Source organism: Saccharibacillus alkalitolerans (genome assembly GCF_011090185.1).
GTDB classification, from domain to species: Bacteria; Bacillota; Bacilli; order Paenibacillales; family Paenibacillaceae; genus Saccharibacillus; species Saccharibacillus alkalitolerans.
The window spans coordinates 283,589-309,251 of sequence record NZ_JAAFGS010000004.1; the positions used below are offsets into that span (position 1 = coordinate 283,589).

Below are 25,663 nucleotides of genomic sequence, written 5' to 3' on the forward strand. Positions count from 1 at the left end.
GGAAAGGACCGACCTTCTTATGAAAAAAGTGCTGCTCGCCGCGATCCAGGTCGCGCTTCTGATGGGCTTTTCCGAGCTGATGAACCGGCTGGCGGCCTGGACGCATCTTCCGCTGCCCGGCAGCATCCTCGGCATCTTCGTTCTCTTCCTGCTGCTTCAGCTGCGTATCGTCAAGCTGGAATGGATCGAACTCGGCGCCACCTGGCTGCTGGCCGAACTTCTGCTGTTCTTCATTCCCGCCGCCGTCGGCGTGATGAATTATATTCCGCTGCTCGAGCAGGACGGCATCCGTATCCTCGCCGTCGTCATGCTCAGCACCCTGATCGTCATGACAAGCTCGGGGCTGCTGGCCGGAGCCCTATCCCGAAGAAAGGAGCGTCAACCTTCATGATCAATCAAGCCGTCACGTATTTGACCGCCACTCTCGTCATTTACTATGCCGCCAAGTGGCTTTATCGCAAATATCCCCGGGTCTATCTGTCTCCGCTGCTGGTAACGCCGGCGATTCTGGTTGCGCTTCTGCTGCTTACGCACGCCTCTTACGATCATTACAACGAAGGCGGCGTTTGGCTGTCCAAGCTGCTGCAGCCGGCTACCGTAGCTTTTGCCGTTCCTCTGCACAAAAACCTGCAGACGCTCAAAAAGCACGCCGGCGAAATCGTGGCCAGCGTCCTGTTCGGCTCGCTGATGGCGATGCTGTCGTCAGCTTTGCTGGCGCGAGTCATGCATTTGAACGGCGAGCTCGCCAGCAGCCTCGTGCCCCGTTCGGTCACGACGCCGATCGCCATGAACGTATCGCAGATGATCGGCGGCGTACCGACCATCACGGCCGTATTCGTCATCATGACCGGACTGCTCGGAGCCATGATGGGCCCTTCCGTCGTCAAGCTGCTCCGTATCGAAGGCGATATCGCCCGGGGCGTCCTGTTCGGCACCAGCGCCCACGGCACGGGGACCTCGAAAGCGTTCGAGCTGAATCCGCTCACCGGCACGATCTCCAGCATCTCCATGATTCTGGCGGCGCTGTTCACGCTGGTAGCCGCTCCCGTGCTGCTCGGCATGCTGGGATAAATGCATTAAAAAAGCGAAAGCCCCCTCTCTCCGCCATGGAGAGAGGGGGCTTTTCGCCGTGCGTCAAGAAACATTCCCGCATTAACCGGATAGCGCCTGCGCGTACGGCGGATGCCCGCGAAGACAGCCCCGCTATCCGATTCCCCGATTGAACACTCTCGCAATCGCCTGCGCCCGGTCGCTCACGCTCATTTTGTTGAAGATGTTCGTCAAATGGTTCTTTACCGTGTGTTCGCTGATGAACAGCTTGGCGGCGATATCTTTGTTGCTCGAAGCCCGCACGACCAATTCCAATACTTCCTTCTCGCGCTTCGACAGGCCGAATTCCCGAACGATCGCTTCGATGCCCCGTTCTTCGGCCTCGGCGGGGTTGAAGGAAGCGGCAGCTCCGTCGGACAGCACCACTTCGCTCTGCACCGTATGGCGGACCGCCATAAATTTGCGGAAGTGGTTGAACAGCTCCGGCGATACGCCGGTCAGATGCAGCCGGCCTGCGGTCTCTTCGTCGAGCGCCGCAAAATACAGCACGGTCCGGAGCACCTGAGCGGGACGGGAATAGGAAAAAGTTCCTGTTTGTCCTTCCGAATCCAGCATTTCCTGATATTCCTTCAAGACGGCCAACTCTCCGGCGAAAGCTTCATTCAGTTCGCTTCGCGACGCATCGTCCAGCACAGACAGCATGGCCGTCCGCTGCAGGAAAGGAGCTTCCTCCGCCGCGATTCCGCCGTAGCGAGCGTATTCGTCCAGCAGGCGCAGCGCCAAATCCGTGTTTTTGCCCTGATCGTCTTGACCGGCTTTGGCCGACGTGTACATCAGCTTCAGGAACCGCTCGTTTTGCAGATTCATCTGCTGCTGATCGTATACCGATTGCAAAATGATGCTGCCCATCGTCGCAAGAGCGAGCAGCACTTCCCGGCATTCCTCCGCTTCCTGCTCGCTGCTCAGCGAAACGGCCAGAACGCCGCGGGTTTTGCCTGCGTAGACGATCGGATACTCGATCATCAATTGGCCCTCTTCGGTCTGCGACAGCTCGAATCCGGCCGAATTCGCCCCCGTGCTCTCCCGAAGAATCCGTTTGGCCACGTCGCGCGCGTATTGTTCGGCAAAATCGTTGGCAATGCCCCGCGATACGATCTGAACTTTTTCCCCGCTCGAACTCTCGTGCACGATGATCGCCGACGAAGGGTTCCATACGAGGCTTAAGCTCATATCGACCAGCATGAACATGATCCGCTGCGTATTCTGGGCCGAAATCATGAACCGGGTCACTTCCATGAGCGGTCGAAGACGCTGAATCTGCCGCTCCATCCGCGCCTCGATCGTGCCGCTGGCAATATATTCGCCGACCAACGCGATCAACACGTCTTCGAACTCCCTCAGCAGCGCATCGGTCTGCACTTTTTTGCGGGAGACGATAAACAGAATGCCCAACTGCTCGCCGCCTACGCGGACCGGAAAGCAGCGCAGCCCGTAAAACTCCCCGATCCCGTTCTGCTTCAGGAAAAAGGATCTCGGATCCCGCTGGATATCCGTCCACTGCATCGGATTGTCGCTCAGCGCCGCCTGCCCCAAAAAGCCTTCGCCCTCGCGGAACTCGGCATCTTGAAGCCCGCTTCCTCCTTCGCCGACAACGCGGCTGACCCGATACTCGCCCGGGCCGACCCGTTCGGCGTATCCCATCACGTCGGACCCGCCGCTGACGTCCATGAACTGCTCGAATGTCCGGTCGATCGAATCCCGCTCCCTGCGCGCCGTGGACAGCACGCCTCGCAGCTCCGACAGCCGGTCGCGGACGTAGGCCTCGCGATGCGCGGAACGCAGAATGCGTTCGGCGGTCTCGGCCAGCTTGCCGATCTTCTCGCGCCAGGTCTCGGCTTCCTCGCCGGACAGCTCCTCCGCTTCCAACACGAGATCCAGCAGCAGCTTGCGGCTTTCGTCGTACAGCCCGGATCCGGCGACTTCTTCCTCCAGCATCTCCTTGGTCCCCGATTGGATCAGTACCCCCGCCAGCACGTAATACACGACGTCTCCGGCGGGCGACTTGAACGGCGCGATTATGAATTTGACGCCCGGCAGCCAAAGGTCGCACAGGGCCGGGCGGGTGAGTCCCGCGTAATGGCGGACTTCCTGCCAGAATCGTTCGCGCGTCTCCTCGTCCGCGTCGACCAGCTTTTTGAAAAACGGATGGTAGGAAGACGGCTTGACGAGAGGCCGCCCCTGGCCGTCCACGATCAAGATGGAGAGCCGCGTAAATTCCGCATAAGTGTGTTGAATTTCTTCGACGGTTTTCCTGACGTCCATTGCCCAACTTTTTTCGATCATATTAATGGATCTCCACTTCGCTTTGAGTATAAGGGGTTTTGTACGAATAAATAGCCATGTTCCCTTCACCTCTTTTATCCAGGATGGAGATTGCGGCCAAGCGATTCAATGCGATTTGAAGCGGTTCTACAGCCCGGCCGAGCTTTTTGGCGAGTCCTCTCGCCGTTTCGTAGGCGTAAGGGTTATTCTCGAAAAACATGGTGCACTCCATCTGCAGCTTCAACAACTCCTGATCCGAAATCGTCATCTTTCTCGTGTGCCCCCTATATCAGCCTAACATACGGTCTTTCCCTGATATTATCGACGATATGGGGAGCCGACATGCGGCCGCCCGGGGATTTCGTAATCTGGAGATACTGATAACTTCCGTCTACCCAAGTGCGGATGACTCCGTTGGAAGCCCGCTCGAGGAAGGACGAAGTCTCCAGCCCGATTTCCGTGAAATTGCTCTGGCAGAGCACCGTGATGCCGGCGGCTCTGCAGCGGGCCATTTCGTCGGCGAAATTGCGCTTGACGAATTCCCGTCCGCGCTCGGAAATGATCGTATTGAGGTCATAGTGGATGAACCAGCGCTTCCCCTGAACTATCGTTTCGCGGAAGTGCGGATTGATCGCCTCGTACACTTTCTTTTGGTACTCTTCATTCGAAAGCCGATCGACGTGAACGACCAGATTTTCGTATACGGGATCGACTTTACGGTGATAGTGATCGATGAAAAAGACCCTTTCTTCGAGTGCGGCTTCCCGCAGCGAAGCACCGAACAGCTGCAGGGACTGCTCCAGCGTCTCGACCGAGCTGAGCCCGGACAGCATGAACAGCACGCAGTCCCCCTGCTTGATCCTTTCCGCATAAATCGAAGTCATTAAATATTTATAATTGGCTTTGCTGTTGCTGTCCATCATGAATGCGCTTCCCTGGGGGAGCCCGCCAAGAAGAATCTCGTCGAGCGATTCGATTCCGGTGCTTAAGCGGGCGACGCCGTCGCTCACAATTTTGTCTTCCACCATCGACAGCGCGGGCAGAATACAAATTCCGTCTTTCAGGAAACGATAATGATGCTCGCCTTCCACGATGCACGTTCCGCGCATTTTGAGAATTTCGATCGTGCGCTTACGGAACTTCTCCAAGTGCTCGCGCAGCGACAAGCGGATAATGCCGTCGCAGACGTAGTTTTCGAAAGGCGTGGACCGTCCTTCCGTCTCCCCGTACTCTCTCAAGAAAAAAGCGGTGAGGTTGAATTTGCGCATGATGTTGCGGATCGAATAGATTTGTTCCCGTCCGTCCGTTTGCTGCCCGCCGAGCGTTCGGAACAAGCTGATGCTGTCGATCACGACGCGCTTGCAGTCGATCTCGCGGATCAGCTGCTCGAACAGCCCGTCGGTACGCATCATCTGATCGAGCAGCACGTCCGGCTCCAGACAGATGATTCGCAGCTTGTTCTGACGTTCCAGCTCCCGCAGGTCCCAACCGAAGCCGGACATGTCCCGGTAAATTTGTTCCGGGAGTTCTTCGAACGTAATATAGATGCCCGACTCGCCGTACTGCCTGGCACCCTCGAGCAAAAATTGGATCCCCAGCGTCGTTTTCCCCGTGCCCGGATTCCCCTCGAGAATGATCGTCGTTCCGCGCGGAACGCCTCCGCCGAGCAGCTCATCCAGCCCCGGAACCCCCGTGTGTACGATATCCTGACCCAGCCCCGTCTCTTGCATAAGTTCCGTGACCCCCTTAGATCGAAATGATTGATGCCGGTACTTTTTTATTTGATGGGGAATAGGAAATTCCTCTTATCTTGATCTTACCCGATTACATTAAAGTTTGAAATAGCTTTTCCATTTTTTCCATAGTGCTGTAAAAGGCGATTCAATCGCTTTTAAAAAGGGTACCGCTCCACGCCCAAATGTTGGCTCCGATCGCGAGTGCCAGCAGCACCCAGATGCCGAAAGCCGGCATAAACGCGACCGCCGCGTAATGCAGGGTCGCGAACACCCCAAGCAGCATCATGATGCCGATAGTCTTGATTCCGCCGCTCTGGTCCGAGGACGACGGAAACGGCAGCGAAAAAGGCAGTTCGCGTTCGAGCATCCGAAGGGTGAGCGGAAGCAGCAGGACCGATACGGCCAGCATCACCAGCAAATCCGGCACGATGCGTACGCCGAACAGCAGCACGAAGACGATCGACTCCACCAGGAACAGAGGCAGAAAAAGGCGGGCGAACATCGCTTTGAGCGTCGCCCGGTAGACGGCGTCGATATTGCGGATCGGCGCGCTGGTATAAATCCAGCCGCCCTTGAAGCTGCCGGAGTATTTCATCATCAGCACGAGCGTGGGGATCATGATCGCGCAGGCGTATACGTTCAGGTAAGCGACCCCTCCCGCGAAGTCGATCGATGCCAATCCGCCGCTTCCCGCCGCCGCGAAGCTGAACAGGAAGATAAAAGGCACGACAAGCGAGAATCCGAGCGACGGATACACTTTGAGCTTGAACTCCCGCTCGCCCGCCAGCATCGAAGCCGCAAACACGTAGAAGGCACGTTCTTCGGCATTCCGGCAGAGCAGATTCGCCCACATGCGGTTCCACCGCTTGACCCGCGAACCGCGGCGCCGGGAAACGGTCCCGCTCAGCTTCTCCAGGCTGCGCTCGAAACCGGGCATCATCTTGTAGAAGACAAAAGCTCCGAGCAGCGGCACGACCAAGCCGAGCAGCGCCGGCACCTGGTAGATCGGTTCTCCCCGGCCGTTAAGCAGCCATTCGAATCCGGCCGAATACCACAGCGGAGGCAGGGCCAGCTCCCACCACCCTGCCCGGAAGTCGCCCGTGAAGCGGGAAAAATCCAGTGCCCGAATCGCGATCTGATAGCCGACGAGCATGAAGATCGTCATGCCGATCTGTACGTAGTTGATCATGTCCTTCAGCGTTTCGCCGTCAAAAAGCTTTAGTACGAGCAGGTAGACGAAAGCCGTGAACACCGCGACCAGCAGCCCGCCCAGCATAAGCGAGAGAAGGAGGAGCAGACCGAACCCCGCTCCGTAACGGAACACGCCGACCGCGACCGGGACGATGCCCAGCGCCAGCGCAAACTGCGTAAAGTAGATCAGAATATGAAGAGCTTTGGCCATGCCGAGCGTCCGGCCGTCCACCGGCTTCGTATGCAGGATGGGCTTGTCGCGCACATCGAGCATAACGGAGGAGAAATCCGACAGCATCGCCGTCATCATGACGAACAGCAGCACCGACAGCACGATTCCCGCCTGCAGCATATAAGGGCCGCCGAGCAGCAGGAACATCGACGAAAGCGCACCGTACAGTCCGTAGAAAAACAGCGTCCGTCCGATTCCCGAACCTTCGTCCGGCTGGTCCTTCGGCTTCAAGCCGCTGCCTTTGCCCAAACTCCATGAGCTCGATTTCGACTTGCTGCCGAACAGGGCCGCCGCTCCCGTCGTCCGGCGCCCGTCGAGCGTCAGCTTCAGACCGAGAATCCGGCGCATGAGCGGATAATCCACGCCCATCCGCTCGAACAGAAACCGCGCGCGGTCCAGCGCGCGCAAAACGCGATAATCGTTCATCGTCTCAGCGCTCCTTCACGACGTCGGCCAGCCGCTGCGCGATCTCCTGATGCTCGTGGAAGTCGGTCAGCTGGTTGAAGAGCTCTTCGAGCGACTTCTCGCCGCCTCTGGCTCGCAGCTCTTCGAAGCTGCCGTCGGCCGCTACCCGCCCGCCGCTCAGCAGCACGATCCGGCTGCTGATCTTCTCCACGACGTCCATGATATGCGACGAATAAAAGATCGTTTTGCCTTGCCCGGCCAGCAGATCGAGCAGCTCCTTGATGACCATGACGCTGTTCGCGTCGAGCCCGCTCAGCGGCTCGTCCAGGAAGATCAGGTCGGGATCGTGCAGCAGGCAGGAGGAGAGCAGCACCTTCTGCTTCATCCCTTTGGAATACGAGGCGATGCGCGAGTCGATCGCATGCCCGAGCCCGAACCCTTCCATCAGCAGTCTTGCCTTACGCTCGGCCAGATCCGGCGCCAGTCCGTACAGCTCGCCGGTAAAGGTCAAATATTCCCGCGCGGTCAAATTGTCGTACATTTCCGCCGTCTCCGGCACATAGCCGATGCGGCGCTTGTAATCCGGCCCCGCTTCGGCGATATCCTGCCCGAACAAGCGAACTTCGCCCGTATAACCGCGAACAAGCCCAAGCATGATCTTGATGGTCGTGCTCTTGCCCGCCCCGTTGGGACCTATGTACCCGATGACCTGTCCCTCGCGGGCTTCGAGATCGATTCCGTTCAGCACGTACCGGTCGTCGTACTTCATGCGCAAATCCCGGATCGACAATACCGGTCCGCCGGCCGTGTCCGCCATTCTTGCTTGTGAAGCTTCCATATTTCTTCGTCTCCTCGTGTTCGCCGGACCTGCAGCCCGGATGCCGGGCGGCGGCCGCAAGCTATGTTCAGGAGGGACGCCGCGAATCAGCGATACTCGTCGTAGGGAGCAAATACGGCCGTCCCAGCCTGCAGTACACCGTTCTTATACGTATATTCGATCTTAAGGTCTCCAATAAATTCGGATGTGCCCAACTGCACGCCGGCGGTTGCGGTCAGCCTGCCGCCTTCCATTTCGTAGCGGAGCACGTTCCAGATCCCCGGCGCGCCGTCCCGGTTCTTCTTCTCCGTCAAAAGACGTTCTTCGGCGATGACGGTCTCTGTGCCGCCCGCTTCCACCTTCACCGATCCGTCAGGCAGAACCGAAGATCGGAATTGCTTGAGCATGGCGACCCGCGCTTCCTCCAGCGGCACCTGTCTAAGGTCGGCATCATAGACGACGGCTTCATTGATATAAACGCCCGTTCCGTATCCCTGCGTAAGCAGAACGACCAGATCGGGTTCGGACCCGCCCGTCAGATTCGCCGAAGCGAATTCCGGCGGGTAATTGCTGTCCGGACCGAGCGTTCTTCCCGGAAGATAAGCGCCGTTCTCGCCGCTGTTCAAGTGCAGATCGTCCCACATGCCGCCCGGATCTTCGGTGCCGGTAACGGAAAATTTGCCGTCTTCCGATTTGGCGATCAGGCCGCTTCGGGCATTTACATTAAGAACGCGAGTTTTGTCGTCGTAGCTGATCTTGTGGTCGAACAGCTCTCCGGCAAGGCTGAGCGGGATCATGACCTGCCCTTCGACGAAGTGGGGCGCCGCTTCGGTCACGACTTCGGTTCCGTCCCGATATACTTTGATCGGGGCGGCGGCGGAAGCGGTCAAAGCCGCGGCGGCGATAGAAAGGCAGACCAGGACGGAGACGGCAAGGCGGCGTGTTTTTTTCATGATTGAGGTCCTCATTTCGTTCCCGAAGGATATATGGAATTCAAGGCGCTTGTCTCGAAGCGCCGAATAGGTTGTAAGAACAGGAGACGATTCTAAACGGTTCGTCGGAGAGAGTCCCGGTTTGTGCAGGAAAAACCCTCCACCTTCTAGCTTAAGTCATCCCGGCGAATTTTCCAGAGAAAAAGTTGTAACCCTATATTACAGTTCCATGACAAAAGCCCCTTTCCTTCCGGAAAGGGGCCAAAAAACGCTCATTTGCTTGATAAATTGCTTTTTTGGGGCCAAATGATCGAACCGAACGCAAGTCCGGCAGTCCCGAGCAGCAGCACGCCCAGGCCGGAAGCCCCAAACACCGCGCCGGGCCCGAACATTTGGACCAGCATGCCCCCCAGCGGAGGAGCGGCAATCATGACGGCGCTCAGCAGCGTATTTTGAATGCCGAAGATGCGCCCCGTCATATCCGGCGGAGTTTCTTTTTGCAGCGCGTAATTGAAAGTAACCATAAATGACCCGTTGCCGGCTCCGAGCAGCAGCCCGATCAAGACGATCGCGCCGCCCGAGGCGCCTGCCGGAAGCAGGCTGAGCAGCAGGATCGAAAGTCCGATCAGGATATATCCTCCGCCCAGCTTGAAGGCGTAGCCGCTGAGGCGGAGCGGCTCGAACCGCATGTTGAGAACCGCTACGGCCGCAGCCGATGCGCCGGAGGACGCGAGCAGCCAGCCGATGGCCGTTTCGCTGTCCGGCGCGATCTCGCGGAACAGGCTGATAAATTGAAAGTCGATCATCTGAATCGTCAGCATTCCGCAGAGAGCGAACAGCAGCAGATTCAGCAGGATAGGCGTGCGCCGCGCGAACGACCAGCCTTCGCGGAACTCTTGGCTGAAGCGTCCTTTGGTTCCGGTCGCATTCTCTTGCCGGCGGGCCGCGATGTCGTGTGCGCGCCGGGGCTGCGCCGCCCGGTCGGGAAGGGCAGCCCGCGGCACCGTCTTCAGAATGCCGTACGACAGCAGCCTTGCCGCGGAATTGACCAGAATGCACATCTGCGGCGACAGCAGCGCAAGGACGCCCGCGCCCGCCAACGGACCCGCCACCCGCGACAGCTGGCTGACCAGCCCGTTCAAGGAAGACGCGTCCAGCAGCTGCTCTTCCGCAACGACCCGGCGGGTCAGCGTCTGCTGGGCCGGAACGTTAAACACGCCGAGCGCGGCGCGCAGCGCGAGAAGCGGAAGCAGCCAGTGGATGTTCGGCGCCAGCAGAATGGCCGCCGTCGCCAGGGCCGTCAGCAGATCGCATATTCTCATCAGCTTGAGCGGATCGAATCGGTCCGCGGCCGCTCCCGCGGCGGACCCGAGCAGAATGCCGGGCAGCGCCATGCATACCGGCACCAGCGCGATTTCCAGAGGGCTGGCCTGCCAGCGGTAGCCGATCAGCACCTGGATCGCGATGACGTCGAACCAGTCTCCGAACACGGAGATCCCGTAAGCCGAAAACGTTCGGCCGAATACCGGATGACGCAGCAGCGAAGATTTCGCGCTTCCGCGCCTTCCCTCGTCTTTTTTCAAAATTCTGTCTTCCATTTCCACTCTCCCTTTCCCGCCCCCTTACGGGGGACTCTTCCGTCCTGCACGGATTCAGGATAAACGGGAAATGTCAGAGGTTTATCAGGGCGGCCCGCTTCTTTCGTTCGGGACCTTACGTTTTCGTCCGCTCCAGCTCGTTCAGGTATTGTTCGATAGTGCTTTCGAGCCGCGGCCAATGCTCCGCCGGTCCGAAGTTCGCATATTCCGACGCCAGCCTGCAGCAGCAGCGGCGTTCGGCTTCGCTGCCCGGCATCCGCCGGCGCAGCACGCCGCAGGTCCGCAGCAGCGACAGCAGTCGATGCGGGACGAATCCCGACTGCTCGAACGTCTCCAGCCCTTCGTCCAGCAGCGCCGATCCTTCGGCCTCTCGCCCCGTCAGTATCATTCTCGCGCCTTCAAGCATGCGGTATCCGGCCAGCTCCCGCAGATACGGCTCGGCTTTCAGCAGTTCGGCGACCTTCGCGGACTGCTCCGCGGCCGCCGAAGGATCGTCCGCCAGCAGACTGACGTACAGGGCGCTGATTTCGATCGGTACGACAAACCCTTCCAGCTCCTGCTCGGCCGCCGCGCGGCGTCCGCGTTCGATCGTCGCCGCCGCTTCTTCGATCCGCCCTTCGGCCGCGTACAGGTCCGCAATATTGAGGATTTCCATTTCCCGATGCCCTTCGGCATGCAGCGCGTTCAACCGGAGCGCCCGCTCGCACAGCGAGGCTTTGGGCTGCGGCGTATCCGCAAACATGTCGAACAGCAGCAGCCAGTAAATGCGCTCGCTCATCGGCGCTTCTTCCTTATCCAAAAACCAGCCCAGGTCCCCTTTGATAAAGTGGATATACAGCCGGTAAAAAGCGTTCAGTTCGAAGCCGAGCTGCTGCCGCTGCTCCGCAAGCGACAGCATGGCCCGTCCTTGACCGATCCGGTGGTAGCGGGCAAACACGCCGTTCATCGCTTCCTGTACCGACGGATCCCGCAGCGAAGGCGCGGCGCCGCCCGCCTCCGGCCGCAGCGTCAGGCAGTAGCCGACGCCGCGGATCGTTTCGATCTTCGGGCCGCGGGCGGCTTTGAGCTTTTTGCGCAGCCTGTAGACGTGGTCGTCGACCGTCCGGTCGACCGGATACTCTCCGGGCCATACCCGGTCGAGCAGCTGCTCGCGGCTGAATACGAGATTGGCGTGGGTATAGAGGAATCGCAGCAGCGCGTATTCTTTGGCGAGCAGTTCAAGCCGGATGCCTCCGCATTCCGCTTCGAACCTTGAGTCGTCGAATGTGATTGCCGACATCTTCATTTCTCCTCTCCGGCACGAGGCTTATTTCGCTATTATACCGCATGGACTCCCTGCACGCTGAAGCTCGCTGTATCCGCGCAGCACGGTTCCGCCGAAGCCCTTCCCCGTACGCCAAAAACGTCCGGAACGCCGAGGGGCGTCCGAACGTTTTTCGTGAACATGCCGATTTTCCGCCGCGATCCGGCTCCGAAGCAGGCGGCTCCCCGGGCGCGGCGCTTCGATCGAAGCTTCCCTATTTCACCGCGCCCTGCGTGACGCCGTTGATGATCCATTTCTGCGCGAACAGATAGACGATAATCATCGGCAGCATCGCGAGGAGGTACGAAGCGAAGGCCAGATTGAACTCCGTGTTGAACTGTCCCTGGAAGACGTACTGCACCAGCGGCAGCGTATACTGCGACTGCTTGCTGATAATGACGAGCGGCAGCAGGAAGTCGTTATATGTGGACAGGCAGATCAGGATGCCCACCGTGGCGTTGATGGGAGCCATCAGCGGGAAAATGATCCGGACAAAGGTGCCGAACGTGCCCGTTCCGTCGACCGTCGCCGCTTCCTCCAGGTCGATTGGGATAGAACGGATATAACCGACGTAAATGAACACATTGAACGCCAGCCCGTATACCGTATGCAGGATAATCAGGCCGAGCAGGTTGGTCATGCCCAGCGACGCCGTCAGCTTGACGATCGGCAGCATGATGATCGGGAACGGAATGAACATGGCGCTGATGAAGTAGAAGTACAGCCCTTTGAAAAACTTGTGCTTGTTCATATTCCGCGCGATCGCGTAAGCGACCAGCGAGTTCGTCAAAATAGTCAGCACGACGGTCGAGACCGTGACGATGGCACTGTTGCGCAGCGCCTGGAAGAAATTCGTCATTTCGATCGCCCGCGCGAAGTTCTCGAACCGCAGATTCGTCGGCAGGCCGAAGATGGAGTTCAGCATGTCGTTCTGGTTTTTCAGCGCGATGGTCACGGCCATATACAGCGGGAACAGAATAAAGACCGTGCCGAGCGCGATGAGAACCATCGCAAGCCAATTGGTGCGGGTGCGGTTTTTCATCACATATCCGTCTCCCTTCTCTGCAAGTATCGGATCTGCACGATCGAGATGACCGCGATGACGATGAAGTAGATGACCGAGTTCGCCGACTGGTACGCGAATTCTCCGCCTTCGAAACCGCCCGTATAGATCAGATGCGAGATCGACTGCGTGGCGCGTCCCGGGCCGCCGTTGGTCAGCGCGACGATCAGGTCGAAGACCATCAGCGCGTTCTTCATCGCCAGCACCATGTTGATCGTGAAAAAGGGAGCGATAAGCGGGAACGTGATCTTCCAAAATTCCTGCCATTTATTCGCGCCGTCGAGACCCGATGCTTCGTACAGCTGCGTCGGAATGGTCTGCAGGCCGGACAGGTAGAGGATCGTATTCAGCGCAATGCCCTGCCAGATCGCGACGAAGGCTACGCCGAGCCAGGCCAGCCCCTGGCTGCCGAGCAGGTTGGTGGACAGCGATTCGATGCCCAGGTTCTGGCCCCAGACGGTAAACACGTTGGAGAACAGATAGTTGAATATGTAGCCGACGATCAGAACGCTCAGGATGTTCGGCAGAAAGTACACGCCGCGGAAAAAATTCCGGGCTTTGATGCTGGCGTTCAGTCCCATCGCGATCAGCAGGCTGAGCACGTTGATGACGATCGTGACGACGATCGCGAACTTGAACGTGAACCAGTACGCGTTGCCGACGTTGTCGTCCTGGAACAGATAATAATAGTTTTTGAAGCCGACAAGATCGTACGTTTTGGCGAATCCGTTCCAGTTGGTGAAGGAGTAAAATACTCCCTGCAGCGCCGGAAACGTATGGAAAACGAAAAACAGCAGCAAAGCCGGCACGGTCATCCAATAAAAGGCCGCTTTTCTTTTTGCCATGTGGTCCTCCTTCTGAACTCGGCGCGCTCGCCGGCATGGAGCCGGAGCGTCGGGGGCGCTGTTCGGGAGAGGCGCTCGCGTGCCGAGTTGCGTTTTTTAGGTTAAAGGCAGGCGGCCTTGTATCGAGGCCGCCGAACTGCGATGCGCTTCGCCGGACCGGATCGCCTGTCGGGACGATCGGGGCGGCTGCGCTGCGGAGGGGAGTGTCGGCGGCTTGCGCCCGGACTTTCCCCTCGTCAAAGCGAAAAGGCTATGGGAAACACTGATTCTGCGGCTGCTTTAAGATCTGCGATTCGCGACTTTGTCCCATTCGCTGTCGAGACGCTTCAGGAAAGCGTCGACGTCGCCGCGCTGCAGAAATTCCTGCACCAGCGAGTTGAGCTGGACGGCGGCGGGGATGTAATGGTCGGCGAAGTCGACCAGGCGGCCGGATTCGAAGTAGGGTTGAAGCTCGGTCAGGGCCGGGTCGTCCTGGTCGATGCCTTCGACGGCGGAAAACGCGGTCTGTTCCTCGATGTACTGGGAGATGTTTTCCTCCTCCAGCAGGAATCCGATGAACTTAAGCGCCTCCTCGCGGTGCGGCGTGCTCTCGGAGACGGCCAGCAGCGTATCGACGCCGGATACCAGATTGTTGGACTCCGCGTCGTCGCCGGTCGGCGTGGCGAAAAATCCGAGGTTGATATCGGCGTTCGCTTTGCGGATCTCCGGAATGGCCCATGTGCCTTGAATGTACATGGCGGCTTCGCCGTTGGCGAAAGCGCGGTTGCCGTCGGCGTAAGTGCGGCCGAAATTGTCGTTGGTTCCGTAAGGAAGGACGGCCAGCGTCTTTTCCGCCACTTCGCGCATCACGTCGTCCTGGAAGGAGACCTGATCGTCGCGGCGCTGCAGGAGGAAGTCGATGCCCGCGATATTCGGCGCCAGCGCGTTGAACAGCAGGTTGGACGTCCAGTCGTCTTTGTAAGTCAGATAGAACGGCGTAATGCCCGCGTCCTGAATTTTCTTCGCGGTATCCATCAGCTCATCCCATGTCTTGGGCACTTCGAGATTCAGCTTGTCGAAGATGTCCCGGTTGTACATGATGCCGTCGGCATTGGCCGCGTAAGGAATGCCGTTGATGGCTTCCTGCCCCGTCAGGTCCGTCAGCATCTGCATGTAGCGCGGATTAATTCCGTCCAGCACCGGCTCTCCGGTCAGATCGGCGAATATGCCGCTCTTGCCCAGCACGGAATACGTGTCCGTCGCGCCCATCCCGATGACGTCGGGCACGTCTTCCTTGACGACCCTCGTCATCAGCACCGTCTCCGCATCCGGCGGATTGGTCTGCGTCACGACGATGTTCGGATTCTCTTCGTTGAACTTGGCGACCAGGCGGTCGAACGAAGCTTTAGCTTCCGGCTTGTTCTGGAAAAACTCGATATGTACTTTCCCGTCAGCCGATTGGCCGCTTCCGCAGGCCGTCAGCGTCAGCAGCACGCCCAGCAGGCACGCGGCCCCCAGCAGTCTGCTCCATTTTGCCATGTGATGCGCCTCCCCGCAGTCTCGTTTTGTTTGCTTTTCGGACGGCAGCATCGGCTTTCGCGCGCGGCATCCGGCCGCGCGGCCGGTCAACTGATTTTTCAGAGCCGATCCCCGTCCGTTCGCTTAACAATACCCCTGAAGAGTCGGGCGCGAATCTTGTCGATAAAACGGTTTCGGTCAAGACGGGACGCAAATCCGCGCGGAGAGCGGGGAGAAGCGTTCCGAAAAAAAATCGGCCGTCACGTAAGCAAGCTCCGATAGAGAAAGACTGCGGGCGCGAATGCCCGAAAAATCCCGGTTCGAAAAGGCGTTTCGGCCGCTGCCGGCCGGGCGGAACCCGAAGCGGCAAAATATGTTCGGCGCCGAGTTTTTCGCAAGGCAGCGATTCGTCGCCCGATTTCGGGTAATAAATAATCGTTTGGCCGCAGACCTTCGCCGCGGTCCCTTCCCCCGGCCCGGCGGCGCGGCTCGGCTCGGTTCGGCACCCCCAGTTAAGAAGCATGCATCGTAAGACAATACCATCCTAGGAGGCTTTCATTCATGGGAAAATATGTAGAAGTGGAACCGGGAATCAACATTTACGTGGAAGACGTCGGACAGGGGCGGCCGGTCATCTTCCTGCACGGATGGCCGCTGGACTCCCGAATGTTCGAATATCAATATATGCGCCTTCCCGCGCAGGGATACCGCTGCATCGGCATCGACGCCCGCGGCTTCGGCAAATCCGACGCGCCGTGGGAAGGTTATACGTACGATCGTTATGCGGACGACGTCCGCGCGGCAATCGACGCGCTGGACCTGCAGGACGCCGTACTGGTAGGCTTCTCCATGGGCGGCGCGACAGCCGTCCGCTATGCGGCACGCCATCAGGGGCACGGCATTTCGAAGCTGCTGCTGCTCGGCGCGGCCGCGCCGAGCTTTACGGTGCGCGAAGGCGTGCCCGACGCCATGATCGCCGAAGATGTCAACGAGCAGATCATCCGGCCTACGATGGAAGATCGCCCGAAAATGATTACGTCGTTCGGCAAAAAGCTCACCCATAAAACGCCGAGCGTCTCGTCGTTCGCTTGGGTCGAAATGGTCGCCTTCCAGGCTTCCGGGGTCGGCACGCTGCGTGCCGCCGAAATGCTGCGCGACGAAGATCTTCGCGGCGACCTGGCACAAATCACCGTCCCGACGGCGATTTTCCATGGCGAGAAGGACAAAATCTGTCCGTTCGGCCTGGCCGAAGCCATGAATGCCGGCATTTCGGGATCGCATGTCGTGCCGTTCGAGAAAAGCGGACATGCCATGATGATGGACGAACCCGAAAAGTTCAACGAGGAGCTCGCCGCTTTCCTGCGCTGACGGCGCGAACCGGCGAAACACGCAGACATGACGATAACCGCCCTTCCGAATTCGGAAGGGCGGTTTCTTTGCGGGTCGTGCAGCGCGCCGCGTCCGTTCGCAACCGTTCTCCGCGGCCCAGCTTCTTGTCCGAGGCGCCCAAGAAGCGGTTAATAGACAATCCAAGCCGCCGCGGCGATCACAACCACCCGCGCACCGGTGAGCAGCGCGAAATTTTTGACGGCCAAGACGAACGTCCGGCGCTTCGAAGGATCCTCGGTAAACGTCCGAATGTTTCTTTGCAGCGGAACAAGCGTAGCGAGAACGGGGAGGATCAGCAGCGGATGCACCCCGAGCCACAGCAGCACGAACAGGTCGAGGTAAGAGGCGTAATAAATGGCCGCAAACAGCTTGAGCGCGTTGGAACGGCCGATATAGACAGGCAGCGTATAGCGGCTGTTCTCGACGTCCTCATTCATGTCGCATACATTGTTGGCAAGCATGATATTGGCGATGCCGGCGACTGCGGGAATCGAAACCAGCAGCACCAGCAGCGTCTCCGTCACATTGACGCGAAGATCGAACCAACCGCCGACATAGTCCAAAGAAGCGATCCGGTCCGGCGCTACCTGGATATACGCGGAGACGAACGTAATGACGAATCCCATGAACAAGCCCGAGAACAGTTCGCCGAGCGGCATTCTCGAAATCGGGATCGGTCCGAACGAATACAGGATGCCGACGCCGAACGACAGAAAGCCGAGCAGCAGCACGAGCGGCCCCGTCCGGACGACAAGAAGAATGCCGGCCGCCACGGCGGTCGCGAACAGCAGAATAATCGTCAGGACGACTTTCCATTCCTTGATCCCGTGCCTGACGATGGCGTTATGTTCTTCGTACCCGTAACCGTGGGTACGCACCGCTTTGCGGTAATCGTAGTAGTTGTTCATTGCCGTGACGACCAGGTCGAACGACAGCAGCGACAATAGCATCAGCGCAAAGTGCGCCGGATGAAATTCGCCGAACCTGAGCAGCGCATAGACCGTCCCAAGCGCAAAAGGCAGCATGCTGGCCGCTTTGGTCCGAATTTCGACCAGGTCGAGAAAACTGCGAAAAATAAGCATGAAATCTCCTTTCCCGGATGCGGTTTCCGCCGAAGCCCGCGTGCCGGATTCCGCTCTCCCAATCTTCAAATCTTAGCACGAAAGGTACGCGGCGTCACCGGCAGGACATACCCGGTTCTTTACTTTGGCAGACGCTGGTAATACAATGAATCGGAAATCTCATTTATCCCGCGCCGCTTCGCCGAAGGCGATGTTTGCCGGGCGCGCCGCTTTCCGTCCCGGAAACGAAGGCGCCCCGTAACTTCGGTTCCGATCGATCGCCTATCCTACTCTCAATCAACGTGAGGAATCTTTTATGTTTAAGCCTGTACGAAACCGAAACCCGATACTCCGGCTCAACCCTCCCCAAGTGCTGGCTGTCGGGTTTCTCATTATGATCCTGGCCGGTTCGGGCCTGCTTTCGCTGCCGATCGCATCGACTGCGGGACACTCCATGCCCTACCTGGATGCGCTGTTCACGGCCGCTTCCGCTACCTGCGTAACCGGATTGTCGGTGCTGAATCCCGGCGTCGATCTGAGCGTCTTCGGACAGGTGGTCGTTCTTGCCCTTGTTCAAGTGGGCGGCCTCGGCTTCATGACGGTCGCCACGCTCATCGCCCTGGCCTTCCGCCGCCGGATCACGTTCCGGGAGCGCCTGATCCTCCAGGAGACGCTCAATCAACATTCGACCGCCGGCATTATCCGGCTGATTCGCAAAGTGCTGCTGTACGCGCTGGTCATCGAATCGGTGGGAGCCGTACTGCTCTCGCTGCGCTTCTCTTTCGAGATGCCGCCGGGCCAGGCCGCCTATTTCGGCGTCTTTCACAGCATTTCCATCTTCAACAATGCGGGCTTCGATCTGTTCGGCGCCATCGAAGGACGGGCCGGCAGCTTAATCCATTATGTCGATGACCCGCTCGTCAACCTGATTGCGATGCCGATGATCCTGCTGGGCGGCATCGGCTTTATCGTGATTGCCGATCTGCTCTCGTTTCACAAGGCGCGCAGGCTGTCGCTGCACAGCAAAGTCGTCCTGTCGATGACCGGCATTCTCATCGGGGTCGGCACGCTGGTCATTTTGATATTCGAATTCACGAACCCCGCGACCTTGAAGCCGCTGGATTTCTCCGGCAAGCTGTTTGCTTCGATCTTCCAGGCCATTTCTTCCCGTTCGGCGGGTCTTTTGACGCTCGATGTCGCTTCGATGCGCCAGGCGACACAGTTTTTCATCGTCCTTTTGATGTTTATCGGCGCGGCTCCCGGTTCGGCGGGCGGCGGTATCAAGGTGACGACGTTCGCCATCTTGGTCGGGGCGGTACTCGCCATGATCCGGGGCAAACAGGACATCGTCTTTTTCCGCTACCGGATCGCTCCGGACCGCGTGTATAAAGCGATCACGTTCTCGCTGCTCTCGTTTCTGATGATCGTCGTGGCCGCCGTCATCCTGTCCGTTACCGAACATTATTCGTTCCTCGGCATTTTGTTCGAGACGACTTCCGCCTACGCGACGGCCGGAATGTCCATGGGCTTGACCGCTCAGCTGACGCCGTTCGGCAAGCTGATGGTGATCGCGCTGATGTTTATCGGCCGTCTCGGCCCCGTTACGCTCGCCTTCACGCTGACGCCGAGAATGGATAGCGAACCTTTCCGGTACCCGGAAGGCAAAATCACGATCGGCTGACGAAAAACGCCGGTGCGGCGGCTTCCCGCATCGGCTCGGACCGGCACGCCGGACAGACGCGTATTCCTGCCGCTTATTCTTCGCCGGACGCCCCTTATCGACGACGCAAACGCCCTACTTAGAAAGGAGGAATACTTATGGGACGCAAAAGACCCTCTAAAGACACGACGCCCGAGCTCTCGACAAACCCGCCGACGCCTCCCCCCTCCTCCGTTCACGATGCAGAAAATCCGGCACAGGAACGCAGCGAATCGAATCGGGATTCGGCCGGCGAGCCGCCTGCCCGGAACGGTTCCCGCAAGCGCAAGCGGCGGCGCGGCGCCAAAAAAAACGCCGCCCCGGACAGCGCGGCGGAACGGAGCGGCACCGAAGCTCTTCGACCGCAGAGCCAGACGGATCGCGAAGCGCAGACGCCGGCAGGGAGCGGCGGCGCGGACGGGAAGGAAGCGGACCCGCAAGCCGACGCGAACGCCGGACGCAAACGCAAGCGCGGGCGCAGACGCCGCAAGCGCTCCGGTTCGGGAGCGGACGCATCCGGTTCAGGAAACGGCGCTCTTGCGGAAGAAGCTTCGGCCGCCCCGGCCGGCGAAGGAGACGAAGCGGCAACCGCCGGGTCCGGCGAATCCGAACCTGAGCCGCAGGGCGGCCGGGACGTTCCGGCCGAATCCGAGCCGCCTGCGGAAGCAGGCGCCAAGCCGCGCAAACGCCGCCGCAAGCGTCGGCGGAGCGCCGCGAAGGCGGCGACGGGGGCCGGCACGGAGCCGCCGGAGCCCCGCTTTCCGGCGGCGGAAATTCCGCCGCCCGCCGCTCCGCGGCCCGAGTCGCCTGCGAACGAAGCGGCAGGCGACTCGGGCTCCGACGCCGAGACGCGCGGCGTCAAGGTCTGCCTGTACTGCGGCGAAAGCAAGCCGCTGGGGGATTTCCTGCGCCGGACCGGCAAGAGGTCCGGCAGCGAATCGCGGCGCGGCGCCTGCCGCGAATGCCGCAAGCGCCGCGCCGCCGGCCGCGAGATCGAAGCGGCTTCCGATCCGCTTCCGCCTTCGGCGGCGGCACGGCCGCCGAGAGCGCTGCCGGAAGAGGCCGAAGCGGCCCTTGCCGCTCCCAAACGGCGCGTCCGGCGTCCGCCGCCGGAGCCGCCGGCCGATGCCCTTCTGGAGCCGACCCGGGAGAACGAGCTCCGACCGACGCGGCAGGGTACGATCCGCATGCGCGGCCGAACCGATAAAGGCCGGCGCTGGCAGCAGGAGACGGATCTCGAAATGGCGCGCTGCCTCGTGCGCGAGCACGCGGCCGTCGTCGTGAATCGCTTTACGATTCGGCGGCTGTACACGAACCGTTCTTTCCGGCGTTATATTTTGGAACGGGACCGCTACACCTGCCATTTTTGCGGCGAATACGGCGATACGATCGACCATCTGCTGCCGAGGGCAAAAGGCGGCCATACGACGCCTCTCAACTGCGTCTGCGCCTGCATGCTCTGCAACCAGAACAAAGCGGATCGCGACCTGGACGAATTCATGGAAGATGCCGAACCGTTCGAACCTTCTTTCGGCGAATCGGATGCCGAAACGCAATCGGCAAAACGGTAACGGATCGTCCCGCCGGCCGCATCCTTTTTTCTTCATGCAAAAGACCTTTCGGGTACCCGCACCGCTGCGGGCCTGCCTGAAAGGTCTTTTTGGGCGAAGCGGACGGCCGGCTCCGCGTTATCTTTCGCCGCAGGCCAGGTTCAGCGCCGCGAACAGCCTCGCCCTGCGCACCGGCTTCGTGAGCGAAGCGACCGGAGGCCTGCCCCCGGATTCGGCTGCGGCGCCGTGGGCGAGCGGAAGCAGAAGCACGAGCGGCGGCGAAGCGGGAGAAGCGGACATCCGCGCCTCCGCTTCCCCGACGACATCCCAATCGCTGAGCAGCAGATCGAAAGGTCCTTCGCGCGTCAGCATCAGCGCCGCCTCCTCTGCGCCGGCGGCCTGGCGGACTTCCATGCCCAGACGGCCGACCAGCCGCGTCAGCGTGTCGCGCGTGCCGCTCCCGCCGGCCGCAACCAGAACCCGCCGTCCCTTCAGAGCATCCGTATCGGGAACGGGAGCGCCGTGTCCGTCTCCGACTTCGATAGGCAGCACGAAAGTCATTCGGGTCCCCTGCCCCTTGCTGCCTTCCGCCCAAATCTTCCCGCCCATCAAATCGACCAGACGCTTGCTGATCGACAGGCCCAGCCCGGTGCCGCCGTAGTCGCCTTCCTCCGGCCGATGCACCTGCGCATAGTCGTGAAACAGCCGCTCGATCCCCGCTTCCGAGATGCCGATGCCGGTATCGCAAACGCAAAATTCGATCCAGGCCCGTTCCGGTCCTTCGCCTTCCAGCCGCCGCGCCGTAATCCGCACCTCGCCGGCGGGCGTGAACTTGACCGCGTTGCTGACCAGGTTGCTGACGACCTGGCGAATCTTGCGCACGTCCCCGATCAGAACCTGCGACGGGTCCAGATCCAGATCCAGCGTAAGCTCGAGCTCCGAACGCTGAGCCGCCTTCGCGGCAAACTGGTACGCCGTCTCTTCAAGCGCTTCGATCAAGTCCATGGGCGCAAGCTCAAGCTTCATCTGCCGGGCTTCGAGCTTGCCGTAATCGAGGATGCTTCCGACCAACTCCAGCAGCGACTGCTGGCTGTCCTCGATAATCTGCAAATACTGCCGCTGTTCCTCCGTCAGCCCGGTCTCCTTCAGCAGTTGGGACATCGCCACGATTCCGTTCATCGGCGTACGGATCTCATGACCCATGATGGCGAGCAGCTCTCCCGTCTGCCGGGCGACCTGCTCGGCGTTTTCCCGTCCGCGCCGCAGCTGGTTTTCCCTCTTCAGCGCACCGCTCTTCTGTTCGGACTCGGCCAGGCGGGCAATCACCGAAGCGGTCCGTTTCAGCGCGGTTTCTTCCCTGCTTCCGAAAGCCTCGCCCTCGCGGAGCGCCCCGACCAGCCCTTGTTCTCCCTGTACCGAAAACGGCAGCGGCACCGTCAGGCCGATAGGGCCGCGGTTTCCTTCGGGAATCCGCAGCGGTTCGCCGGCCCGGATGCCGTCCTGCTTCCGTCCCCAGACAATCAGCGTCCGCATGCCCGCATCCGTCCGTTTGGCGACAAACAGCGTCTCCGCTTCCGTCATATCCGCGGCAAGCGCCAGCAGATCCTCGGCGGCTTCGCTCAGAGCGGGCGACGGGCATAATCCCGTTTGCGTCGAATATTCCATTTTTCGTTCACCTGCTTTCCATAAGGATCAGGAACTTCTCTATCGTGCGCTGACCGGCAATTCCGTTTCCTCGATCGGCAGCGGTCGGCCGTCCGGCAGCCGAGCCCGTTCAAGCGGCCCGAACTGCGGACAAGAGGCAAAAAAGTAAAGAACGTGCAAAGCGATCATTTTTTTGAATAGAAGCCCTGTGTTCGGCATGTTCGTCGGCGGAAGGAGAAGGGCAAGGATGGCAAGTGTATCGGACCGGAGAGACTTAAGCCTCCATCCGGCAGATCGGGTGCGGAAGAAGTGGCGGCATCCAAAGGATCGAAACGCTCTCTATACTCCAAAAAACGGGAGATCGGCCTCATTCGTTGGGCGTGCCGGAGAAAAAGTTTCCGAATTTCGCGGTGGGTCGTATTTGGAATCATTATAGCACTACGACGGGGGGAGGCGTCCAATCAAAACAATTGATTACTTTCGATCCGCCGTCCGTTCTTCCCTTTTGCAGGATCGCCGAATATTCGAACAGGGGCTTTTTTCGTTTAGAAAGCGACCTGTGCGGGTATATAAAGATCAGAAACGCACCTGAATTTATCCCTAGAAGAGAAGGAGCTGTTCAGCATGGCAGACAACGGATTGAGCGATAAAATCAAAGGCGGCGTCAACAAAGCCAAAGGCGAAATCAAAGACCAGGTAGGCAACGCCAAGAATGATCCTTCGATGCAGGCTGAAGGTAAAATGGATAAGGCCAAGGGCGAAGTTCAAGACAAAATCGGCGATCTCAAAGACCGCCATTAATTCCCCAAGCCGGCCAGGCCGAAGCTTGAGGCAGTGTTTGATGTTTCCGCCTTCGGGCGGTTCATTGCGCGACATTCGCGCTCTTCCCATACACAGGATTGACTTCCATCGAGCGAACGGCGCCGAGCCGATCGGCGTCGGCCTTAGCCTGAAGGCTTCGGTTACGAAATCAAAAAAAGACCGCCCCCGCGAATGCGGGATGCGGTTTTTTGCCGTTCCGGAAAAATTCGGAACCGGGCCGAATGCGGATCACCGCGTTCGATCAGCCGGTCAGCGCTCCGTCACTTCGAACAATCTCGCGGTACGACTGCGCTCCAGTCTTACCTTAAGGACACCGGCTTCCGCATCCCAGACGCAGCCGCCTCCGGGGCGGCTCTGCGGATACAACAGGCGGCAGTCCGCCGCTTTGCCGGCCATTCCGGAGAGAGGAAGCCGGGCTTCGTTCGCCTCGTCGTCCAGCCGCCATACGGCGATATAACGCCTGCCGCCTCGGCGCAGGCCGAAGCTGACCCAGCCGTCCTCGACCTTCGGCAGCCCCAGCGGCCAGAACGGAAGGCTGTCGCGGATATCGCCGCGAATGGCTTTATACACCTCCAGCGCTTCGCGCACCAGCTCGCGGCGCGGCGGACTCAGCTCCGCCAGATGCCCGCTCTGATGCACCCGCAGCAGCAGCGCGTTCACCATATTGAACACGACTTCTTCGTCGTCGCCTTCGCGCAGCGGATACGACCAGATCGCCGACTGCTCCGGCGTGAGCGCCGCCGGAGAACTCGCCGCGATCTGCGCGTAGTTGACGTAATCCTCCTGATCGCTCGTCGATTGGATGCTGTGGCGGCTGAGCATGGCATAGTCCATACGCATCCCGCCGCTGGAGCAGTTCTCGATCACGAGTTCCGGATACGCCTCGAACACCCGGTCGATCCAAGACAAGTACGCCCGGTTATGCCCGAGCAGCCCGTCGCCGAAGCTGTCGGCATCCGTTTCCGTGCCGAGCCCCGCGTTGATGTTGTAGTCCATCTTGATGTAGCCGACGCCGTAATCTTTGACCAGGCGCCGGATGACTTCGTCCGCGTGGGCGACGACCGCGGGATTCCGGAAATCGAGCTGATAGCGGCTGCGGTCTTTGACCCTTTTTCCGTGGCGCATGAAGAACCAGGAATCGTCCGTCTCCGCCAGCTTCGGACTGTTGACGCCCATGACCTCGATTTCGAGCCACAGTCCCGGAATCATGCCTTTGCCGCGGATATAATCGAGCACGTACTTGATGCCTTCCGGGAAGCGCTCCTCCGACGGCAGCCACTGCCCCACGCCGTCCCACCAGACGCCGGGGGAGTACCAGCCGCAGTCGATACAGAAATATTCGCAGCCCACGTCCGCGGCGGCATCGATGAGCGGCAGCAGCTTCTCCGTCGTCGGATCTCCCCAGAGGCAGTTCATGTAATCGTTGAAAATGATGCGCAGCTTCTCGTTGTCCGTGTTCGGACGGCGGATGAGGCGGCGGTAGCGGGTCAGCTCGCCGATCCCTTCCTCGAATCCTCCGCGCACGGAGCCGACCGCGACGGGCACGCTGACGAATGTCTCGCCAGGCTGCAGCCTTTTCCACCAACCGTGGTCGTGCTCCGAAGGCCCGCTGACGAGCAGCGACAGATGGTCGAACTGGTTCAACAGCTCCCAGTGCCATGATCCGTTGTGCTCGATCTGCCAGAACAGCGTCGTCTCCGCCTCGGCGTTTTCCAGCAGTCCCATCGGAAGGTGTTCGGCGGCGGCCCAGGAGCCGGTATTGCTTAGGGATACCCTTTTCGAACTGCGGTCGGTCATATGCGACAAGCCCAGCTCCGGCAGCGTGTTCGTCCGCCACTGCACTTCGCTCTGCCAGCCGTTGTGCGCCAGATGCAGCTTCATTTTGTCGTCCTGATCGCCAGCCCCCTCCTTCGCCAATCCGTTCAGCGAGAACGACGAGACGTATTCCACGCCCATCTCTTCCGAGCCTTCGTTGCGCAGTTCCGTCCAGCTTTTGAATACCTGCAGCCCGTCATGGAATTGGAAAAAGGACGCCGCCGCAAGCCCCGTCGCTTCGTCCTTCGTTTCCAGCGCAAACAGCAGCCCGATTCCGTTCCGCTCCTCGTAATGACGGACGTACCGCATCCGCAGTCCCGGATAAGAGGCCCGGTGGCTGCGGCCGTGGTACTCGTCGCGGTCTTCCCCGCTGAGCTGTACCTCCAGCAGCCGGAATCCCGGCTTCGCCTTCTCGTCGACCGCCGACTCGTCATAGGGCAGGCAGCCCCCGTGGAGGAAGCGCACATCCCCTTCTTTCGTCACCTCGACCACCAGATTTAAACCGTTTTCGAAAAGCTCGATTCTCTGCCCCATCCCGCTCCCCTTCTCCGTCCGCCGCCTTCTTCCGCGCAGACTTGTGTGCTGTGATGCTACCCCGATTATACCGCACGGCCGACCGGATGATAACGCTTTATTTCATCCGGACCACAGGTAAGCCCCGTATAGGAGCGGAAGCTTCCCGAGGCAGCTCC

Annotated in this window: 20 protein-coding genes; 6 read left to right on the forward strand and 14 right to left on the reverse strand. The window is 59.9% G+C overall.

All coding sequences use genetic code 11. The annotated features are described in order from the left end of the window. Positions 1-19: 19 nt before the first annotated feature. Both GYN08_RS13100 and GYN08_RS13105 read left to right on the forward strand, forming a co-directional pair. Positions 20-391, forward strand: coding sequence for a CidA/LrgA family protein (locus GYN08_RS13100; protein ID WP_166274895.1), 372 nt, complete (start codon positions 20-22; stop codon positions 389-391). Further along, positions 388-1,071 carry a CidB/LrgB family autolysis modulator gene (locus GYN08_RS13105; RefSeq protein WP_166274896.1) on the forward strand — a complete coding sequence of 228 codons (684 nt, stop codon included), beginning with the start codon at positions 388-390 and terminating at the stop codon, positions 1,069-1,071. Before GYN08_RS13100 ends, GYN08_RS13105 begins: the two co-directional genes overlap by 4 nt. Positions 1,072-1,203: 132 nt before the next feature. Here the strand turns inward: GYN08_RS13105 and GYN08_RS24070 are convergent, their stop codons facing one another. The 11 genes from GYN08_RS24070 to GYN08_RS13160 form a co-directional block, all read right to left on the reverse strand. Beyond that, positions 1,204-3,393, reverse strand: a complete 2,190-nt coding sequence (locus GYN08_RS24070; RefSeq protein ID WP_328802944.1) for a LuxR C-terminal-related transcriptional regulator — start codon at positions 3,391-3,393, stop codon at positions 1,204-1,206. Between the two features lies 1 nt (position 3,394). Then, positions 3,395-3,640 carry a hypothetical protein gene (locus GYN08_RS13115; protein ID WP_166274898.1) on the reverse strand — a complete coding sequence of 82 codons (246 nt, stop codon included), beginning with the start codon at positions 3,638-3,640 and terminating at the stop codon, positions 3,395-3,397. Positions 3,641-3,656: 16 nt separating this feature from the next. Continuing rightward, positions 3,657-5,102: an ATPase domain-containing protein gene (locus GYN08_RS13120; protein WP_166274900.1), complete on the reverse strand. Its 1,446-nt coding sequence runs from the start codon at positions 5,100-5,102 to the stop codon at positions 3,657-3,659. Positions 5,103-5,253: 151 nt separating this feature from the next. Next, positions 5,254-6,957, reverse strand: a complete 1,704-nt coding sequence (locus GYN08_RS13125) for a hypothetical protein (protein ID WP_166274902.1) — start codon at positions 6,955-6,957, stop codon at positions 5,254-5,256. Positions 6,958-6,961: 4 nt separating this feature from the next. Next, complete coding sequence (locus GYN08_RS13130; RefSeq protein ID WP_235946228.1) at positions 6,962-7,774, reverse strand: ABC transporter ATP-binding protein; 813 nt, start codon at positions 7,772-7,774, stop codon at positions 6,962-6,964. 86 nt (positions 7,775-7,860) lie between these two features. Next, the gene (locus tag GYN08_RS13135; RefSeq protein WP_166274904.1) at positions 7,861-8,706 is read right to left on the reverse strand and encodes a hypothetical protein; all 846 of its coding nucleotides are present in this window, start codon (positions 8,704-8,706) and stop codon (positions 7,861-7,863) included. A gap of 251 nt (positions 8,707-8,957) precedes the next feature. Then, positions 8,958-10,283 (reverse strand): MFS transporter, encoded by a 1,326-nt coding sequence (locus GYN08_RS13140; protein ID WP_166274906.1) that lies wholly within the window; start codon positions 10,281-10,283, stop codon positions 8,958-8,960. A 115-nt stretch (positions 10,284-10,398) separates the two neighbouring features. Further along, positions 10,399-11,562, reverse strand: a complete 1,164-nt coding sequence (locus GYN08_RS23960; protein ID WP_166274908.1) for a winged helix-turn-helix domain-containing protein — start codon at positions 11,560-11,562, stop codon at positions 10,399-10,401. A gap of 238 nt (positions 11,563-11,800) precedes the next feature. Continuing rightward, on the reverse strand, positions 11,801-12,628 hold the full coding sequence (locus GYN08_RS13150; protein WP_166275593.1) for a carbohydrate ABC transporter permease: 828 nt from the start codon (positions 12,626-12,628) through the stop codon (positions 11,801-11,803). Further along, entirely contained in the window at positions 12,628-13,494 is an 867-nt protein-coding gene (locus GYN08_RS13155; protein WP_166274909.1) for a carbohydrate ABC transporter permease, read from the reverse strand. The genes GYN08_RS13150 and GYN08_RS13155 overlap by 1 nt, the downstream gene beginning before the upstream one ends. 279 nt (positions 13,495-13,773) lie before the next feature. Next, positions 13,774-15,012 carry an ABC transporter substrate-binding protein gene (locus tag GYN08_RS13160; RefSeq protein ID WP_166274911.1) on the reverse strand — a complete coding sequence of 413 codons (1,239 nt, stop codon included), beginning with the start codon at positions 15,010-15,012 and terminating at the stop codon, positions 13,774-13,776. A gap of 540 nt (positions 15,013-15,552) precedes the next feature. Between GYN08_RS13160 and GYN08_RS13165 the strand changes: the two genes are divergently transcribed. Beyond that, a complete protein-coding gene (locus tag GYN08_RS13165; RefSeq protein WP_166274913.1) occupies positions 15,553-16,359 on the forward strand; it encodes an alpha/beta fold hydrolase in 807 nt (268 codons plus the stop codon). Positions 16,360-16,508: 149 nt separating this feature from the next. On the opposite strand, the gene GYN08_RS13170 is transcribed toward GYN08_RS13165, so the two are convergent. Next, positions 16,509-17,462 carry a 1,4-dihydroxy-2-naphthoate polyprenyltransferase gene (locus GYN08_RS13170; protein WP_166274915.1) on the reverse strand — a complete coding sequence of 318 codons (954 nt, stop codon included), beginning with the start codon at positions 17,460-17,462 and terminating at the stop codon, positions 16,509-16,511. Positions 17,463-17,757: 295 nt separating this feature from the next. On the opposite strand from GYN08_RS13170, the gene GYN08_RS13175 reads away from it, so the two are divergent. Both GYN08_RS13175 and GYN08_RS23965 read left to right on the forward strand, forming a co-directional pair. Beyond that, positions 17,758-19,122, forward strand: coding sequence for a TrkH family potassium uptake protein (locus GYN08_RS13175; RefSeq protein WP_166274917.1), 1,365 nt, complete (start codon positions 17,758-17,760; stop codon positions 19,120-19,122). 137 nt (positions 19,123-19,259) lie between these two features. Then, positions 19,260-20,711: an HNH endonuclease gene (locus tag GYN08_RS23965; RefSeq protein ID WP_268952879.1), complete on the forward strand. Its 1,452-nt coding sequence runs from the start codon at positions 19,260-19,262 to the stop codon at positions 20,709-20,711. Between the two features lie 117 nt (positions 20,712-20,828). Here GYN08_RS23965 and GYN08_RS13185 read toward each other — a convergent pair whose 3' ends face one another. Further along, a complete protein-coding gene (locus GYN08_RS13185) occupies positions 20,829-22,355 on the reverse strand; it encodes an ATP-binding response regulator (protein WP_166274919.1) in 1,527 nt (508 codons plus the stop codon). Positions 22,356-22,958: 603 nt separating this feature from the next. On the opposite strand from GYN08_RS13185, the gene GYN08_RS13190 reads away from it, so the two are divergent. Continuing rightward, entirely contained in the window at positions 22,959-23,135 is a 177-nt protein-coding gene (locus tag GYN08_RS13190; RefSeq protein ID WP_166274921.1) for a CsbD family protein, read from the forward strand. A gap of 270 nt (positions 23,136-23,405) precedes the next feature. On the opposite strand, the gene GYN08_RS13195 is transcribed toward GYN08_RS13190, so the two are convergent. After that, a complete protein-coding gene (locus GYN08_RS13195) occupies positions 23,406-25,505 on the reverse strand; it encodes a glycoside hydrolase family 36 protein (protein ID WP_166274923.1) in 2,100 nt (699 codons plus the stop codon). Positions 25,506-25,663 lie beyond the last annotated feature (158 nt).

Excerpts from the sequence above, each read along its gene's own strand:
- GYN08_RS13120 (WP_166274900.1), bottom strand. The coding sequence starts at position 5,102 with ATGCAAGAGACGGGGCTGGGTCAGGATATCGTACACACGGGGGTTCCG.
- GYN08_RS13155 (WP_166274909.1), bottom strand. The coding sequence starts at position 13,494 with ATGGCAAAAAGAAAAGCGGCCTTTTATTGGATGACCGTGCCGGCTTTG.
- GYN08_RS13195 (WP_166274923.1), bottom strand. The coding sequence starts at position 25,505 with ATGGGGCAGAGAATCGAGCTTTTCGAAAACGGTTTAAATCTGGTGGTC.
- GYN08_RS13130 (WP_235946228.1), bottom strand. The coding sequence starts at position 7,774 with ATGGAAGCTTCACAAGCAAGAATGGCGGACACGGCCGGCGGACCGGTA.
- GYN08_RS13105 (WP_166274896.1), top strand. The coding sequence starts at position 388 with ATGATCAATCAAGCCGTCACGTATTTGACCGCCACTCTCGTCATTTAC.
- GYN08_RS13170 (WP_166274915.1), bottom strand. The coding sequence starts at position 17,462 with ATGCTTATTTTTCGCAGTTTTCTCGACCTGGTCGAAATTCGGACCAAA.
- GYN08_RS13135 (WP_166274904.1), bottom strand. The coding sequence starts at position 8,706 with ATGAAAAAAACACGCCGCCTTGCCGTCTCCGTCCTGGTCTGCCTTTCT.
- GYN08_RS13185 (WP_166274919.1), bottom strand. The coding sequence starts at position 22,355 with ATGGAATATTCGACGCAAACGGGATTATGCCCGTCGCCCGCTCTGAGC.
- GYN08_RS23965 (WP_268952879.1), top strand. The coding sequence starts at position 19,260 with ATGGGACGCAAAAGACCCTCTAAAGACACGACGCCCGAGCTCTCGACA.
- GYN08_RS24070 (WP_328802944.1), bottom strand. The coding sequence starts at position 3,393 with ATGATCGAAAAAAGTTGGGCAATGGACGTCAGGAAAACCGTCGAAGAA.
- GYN08_RS13140 (WP_166274906.1), bottom strand. The coding sequence starts at position 10,283 with ATGGAAGACAGAATTTTGAAAAAAGACGAGGGAAGGCGCGGAAGCGCG.
- GYN08_RS13165 (WP_166274913.1), top strand. The coding sequence starts at position 15,553 with ATGGGAAAATATGTAGAAGTGGAACCGGGAATCAACATTTACGTGGAA.
- GYN08_RS13115 (WP_166274898.1), bottom strand. The coding sequence starts at position 3,640 with ATGACGATTTCGGATCAGGAGTTGTTGAAGCTGCAGATGGAGTGCACC.
- GYN08_RS13100 (WP_166274895.1), top strand. The coding sequence starts at position 20 with ATGAAAAAAGTGCTGCTCGCCGCGATCCAGGTCGCGCTTCTGATGGGC.
- GYN08_RS13150 (WP_166275593.1), bottom strand. The coding sequence starts at position 12,628 with ATGAAAAACCGCACCCGCACCAATTGGCTTGCGATGGTTCTCATCGCG.
- GYN08_RS23960 (WP_166274908.1), bottom strand. The coding sequence starts at position 11,562 with ATGTCGGCAATCACATTCGACGACTCAAGGTTCGAAGCGGAATGCGGA.
- GYN08_RS13175 (WP_166274917.1), top strand. The coding sequence starts at position 17,758 with ATGTTTAAGCCTGTACGAAACCGAAACCCGATACTCCGGCTCAACCCT.
- GYN08_RS13160 (WP_166274911.1), bottom strand. The coding sequence starts at position 15,012 with ATGGCAAAATGGAGCAGACTGCTGGGGGCCGCGTGCCTGCTGGGCGTG.
- GYN08_RS13125 (WP_166274902.1), bottom strand. The coding sequence starts at position 6,957 with ATGAACGATTATCGCGTTTTGCGCGCGCTGGACCGCGCGCGGTTTCTG.
- GYN08_RS13190 (WP_166274921.1), top strand. The coding sequence starts at position 22,959 with ATGGCAGACAACGGATTGAGCGATAAAATCAAAGGCGGCGTCAACAAA.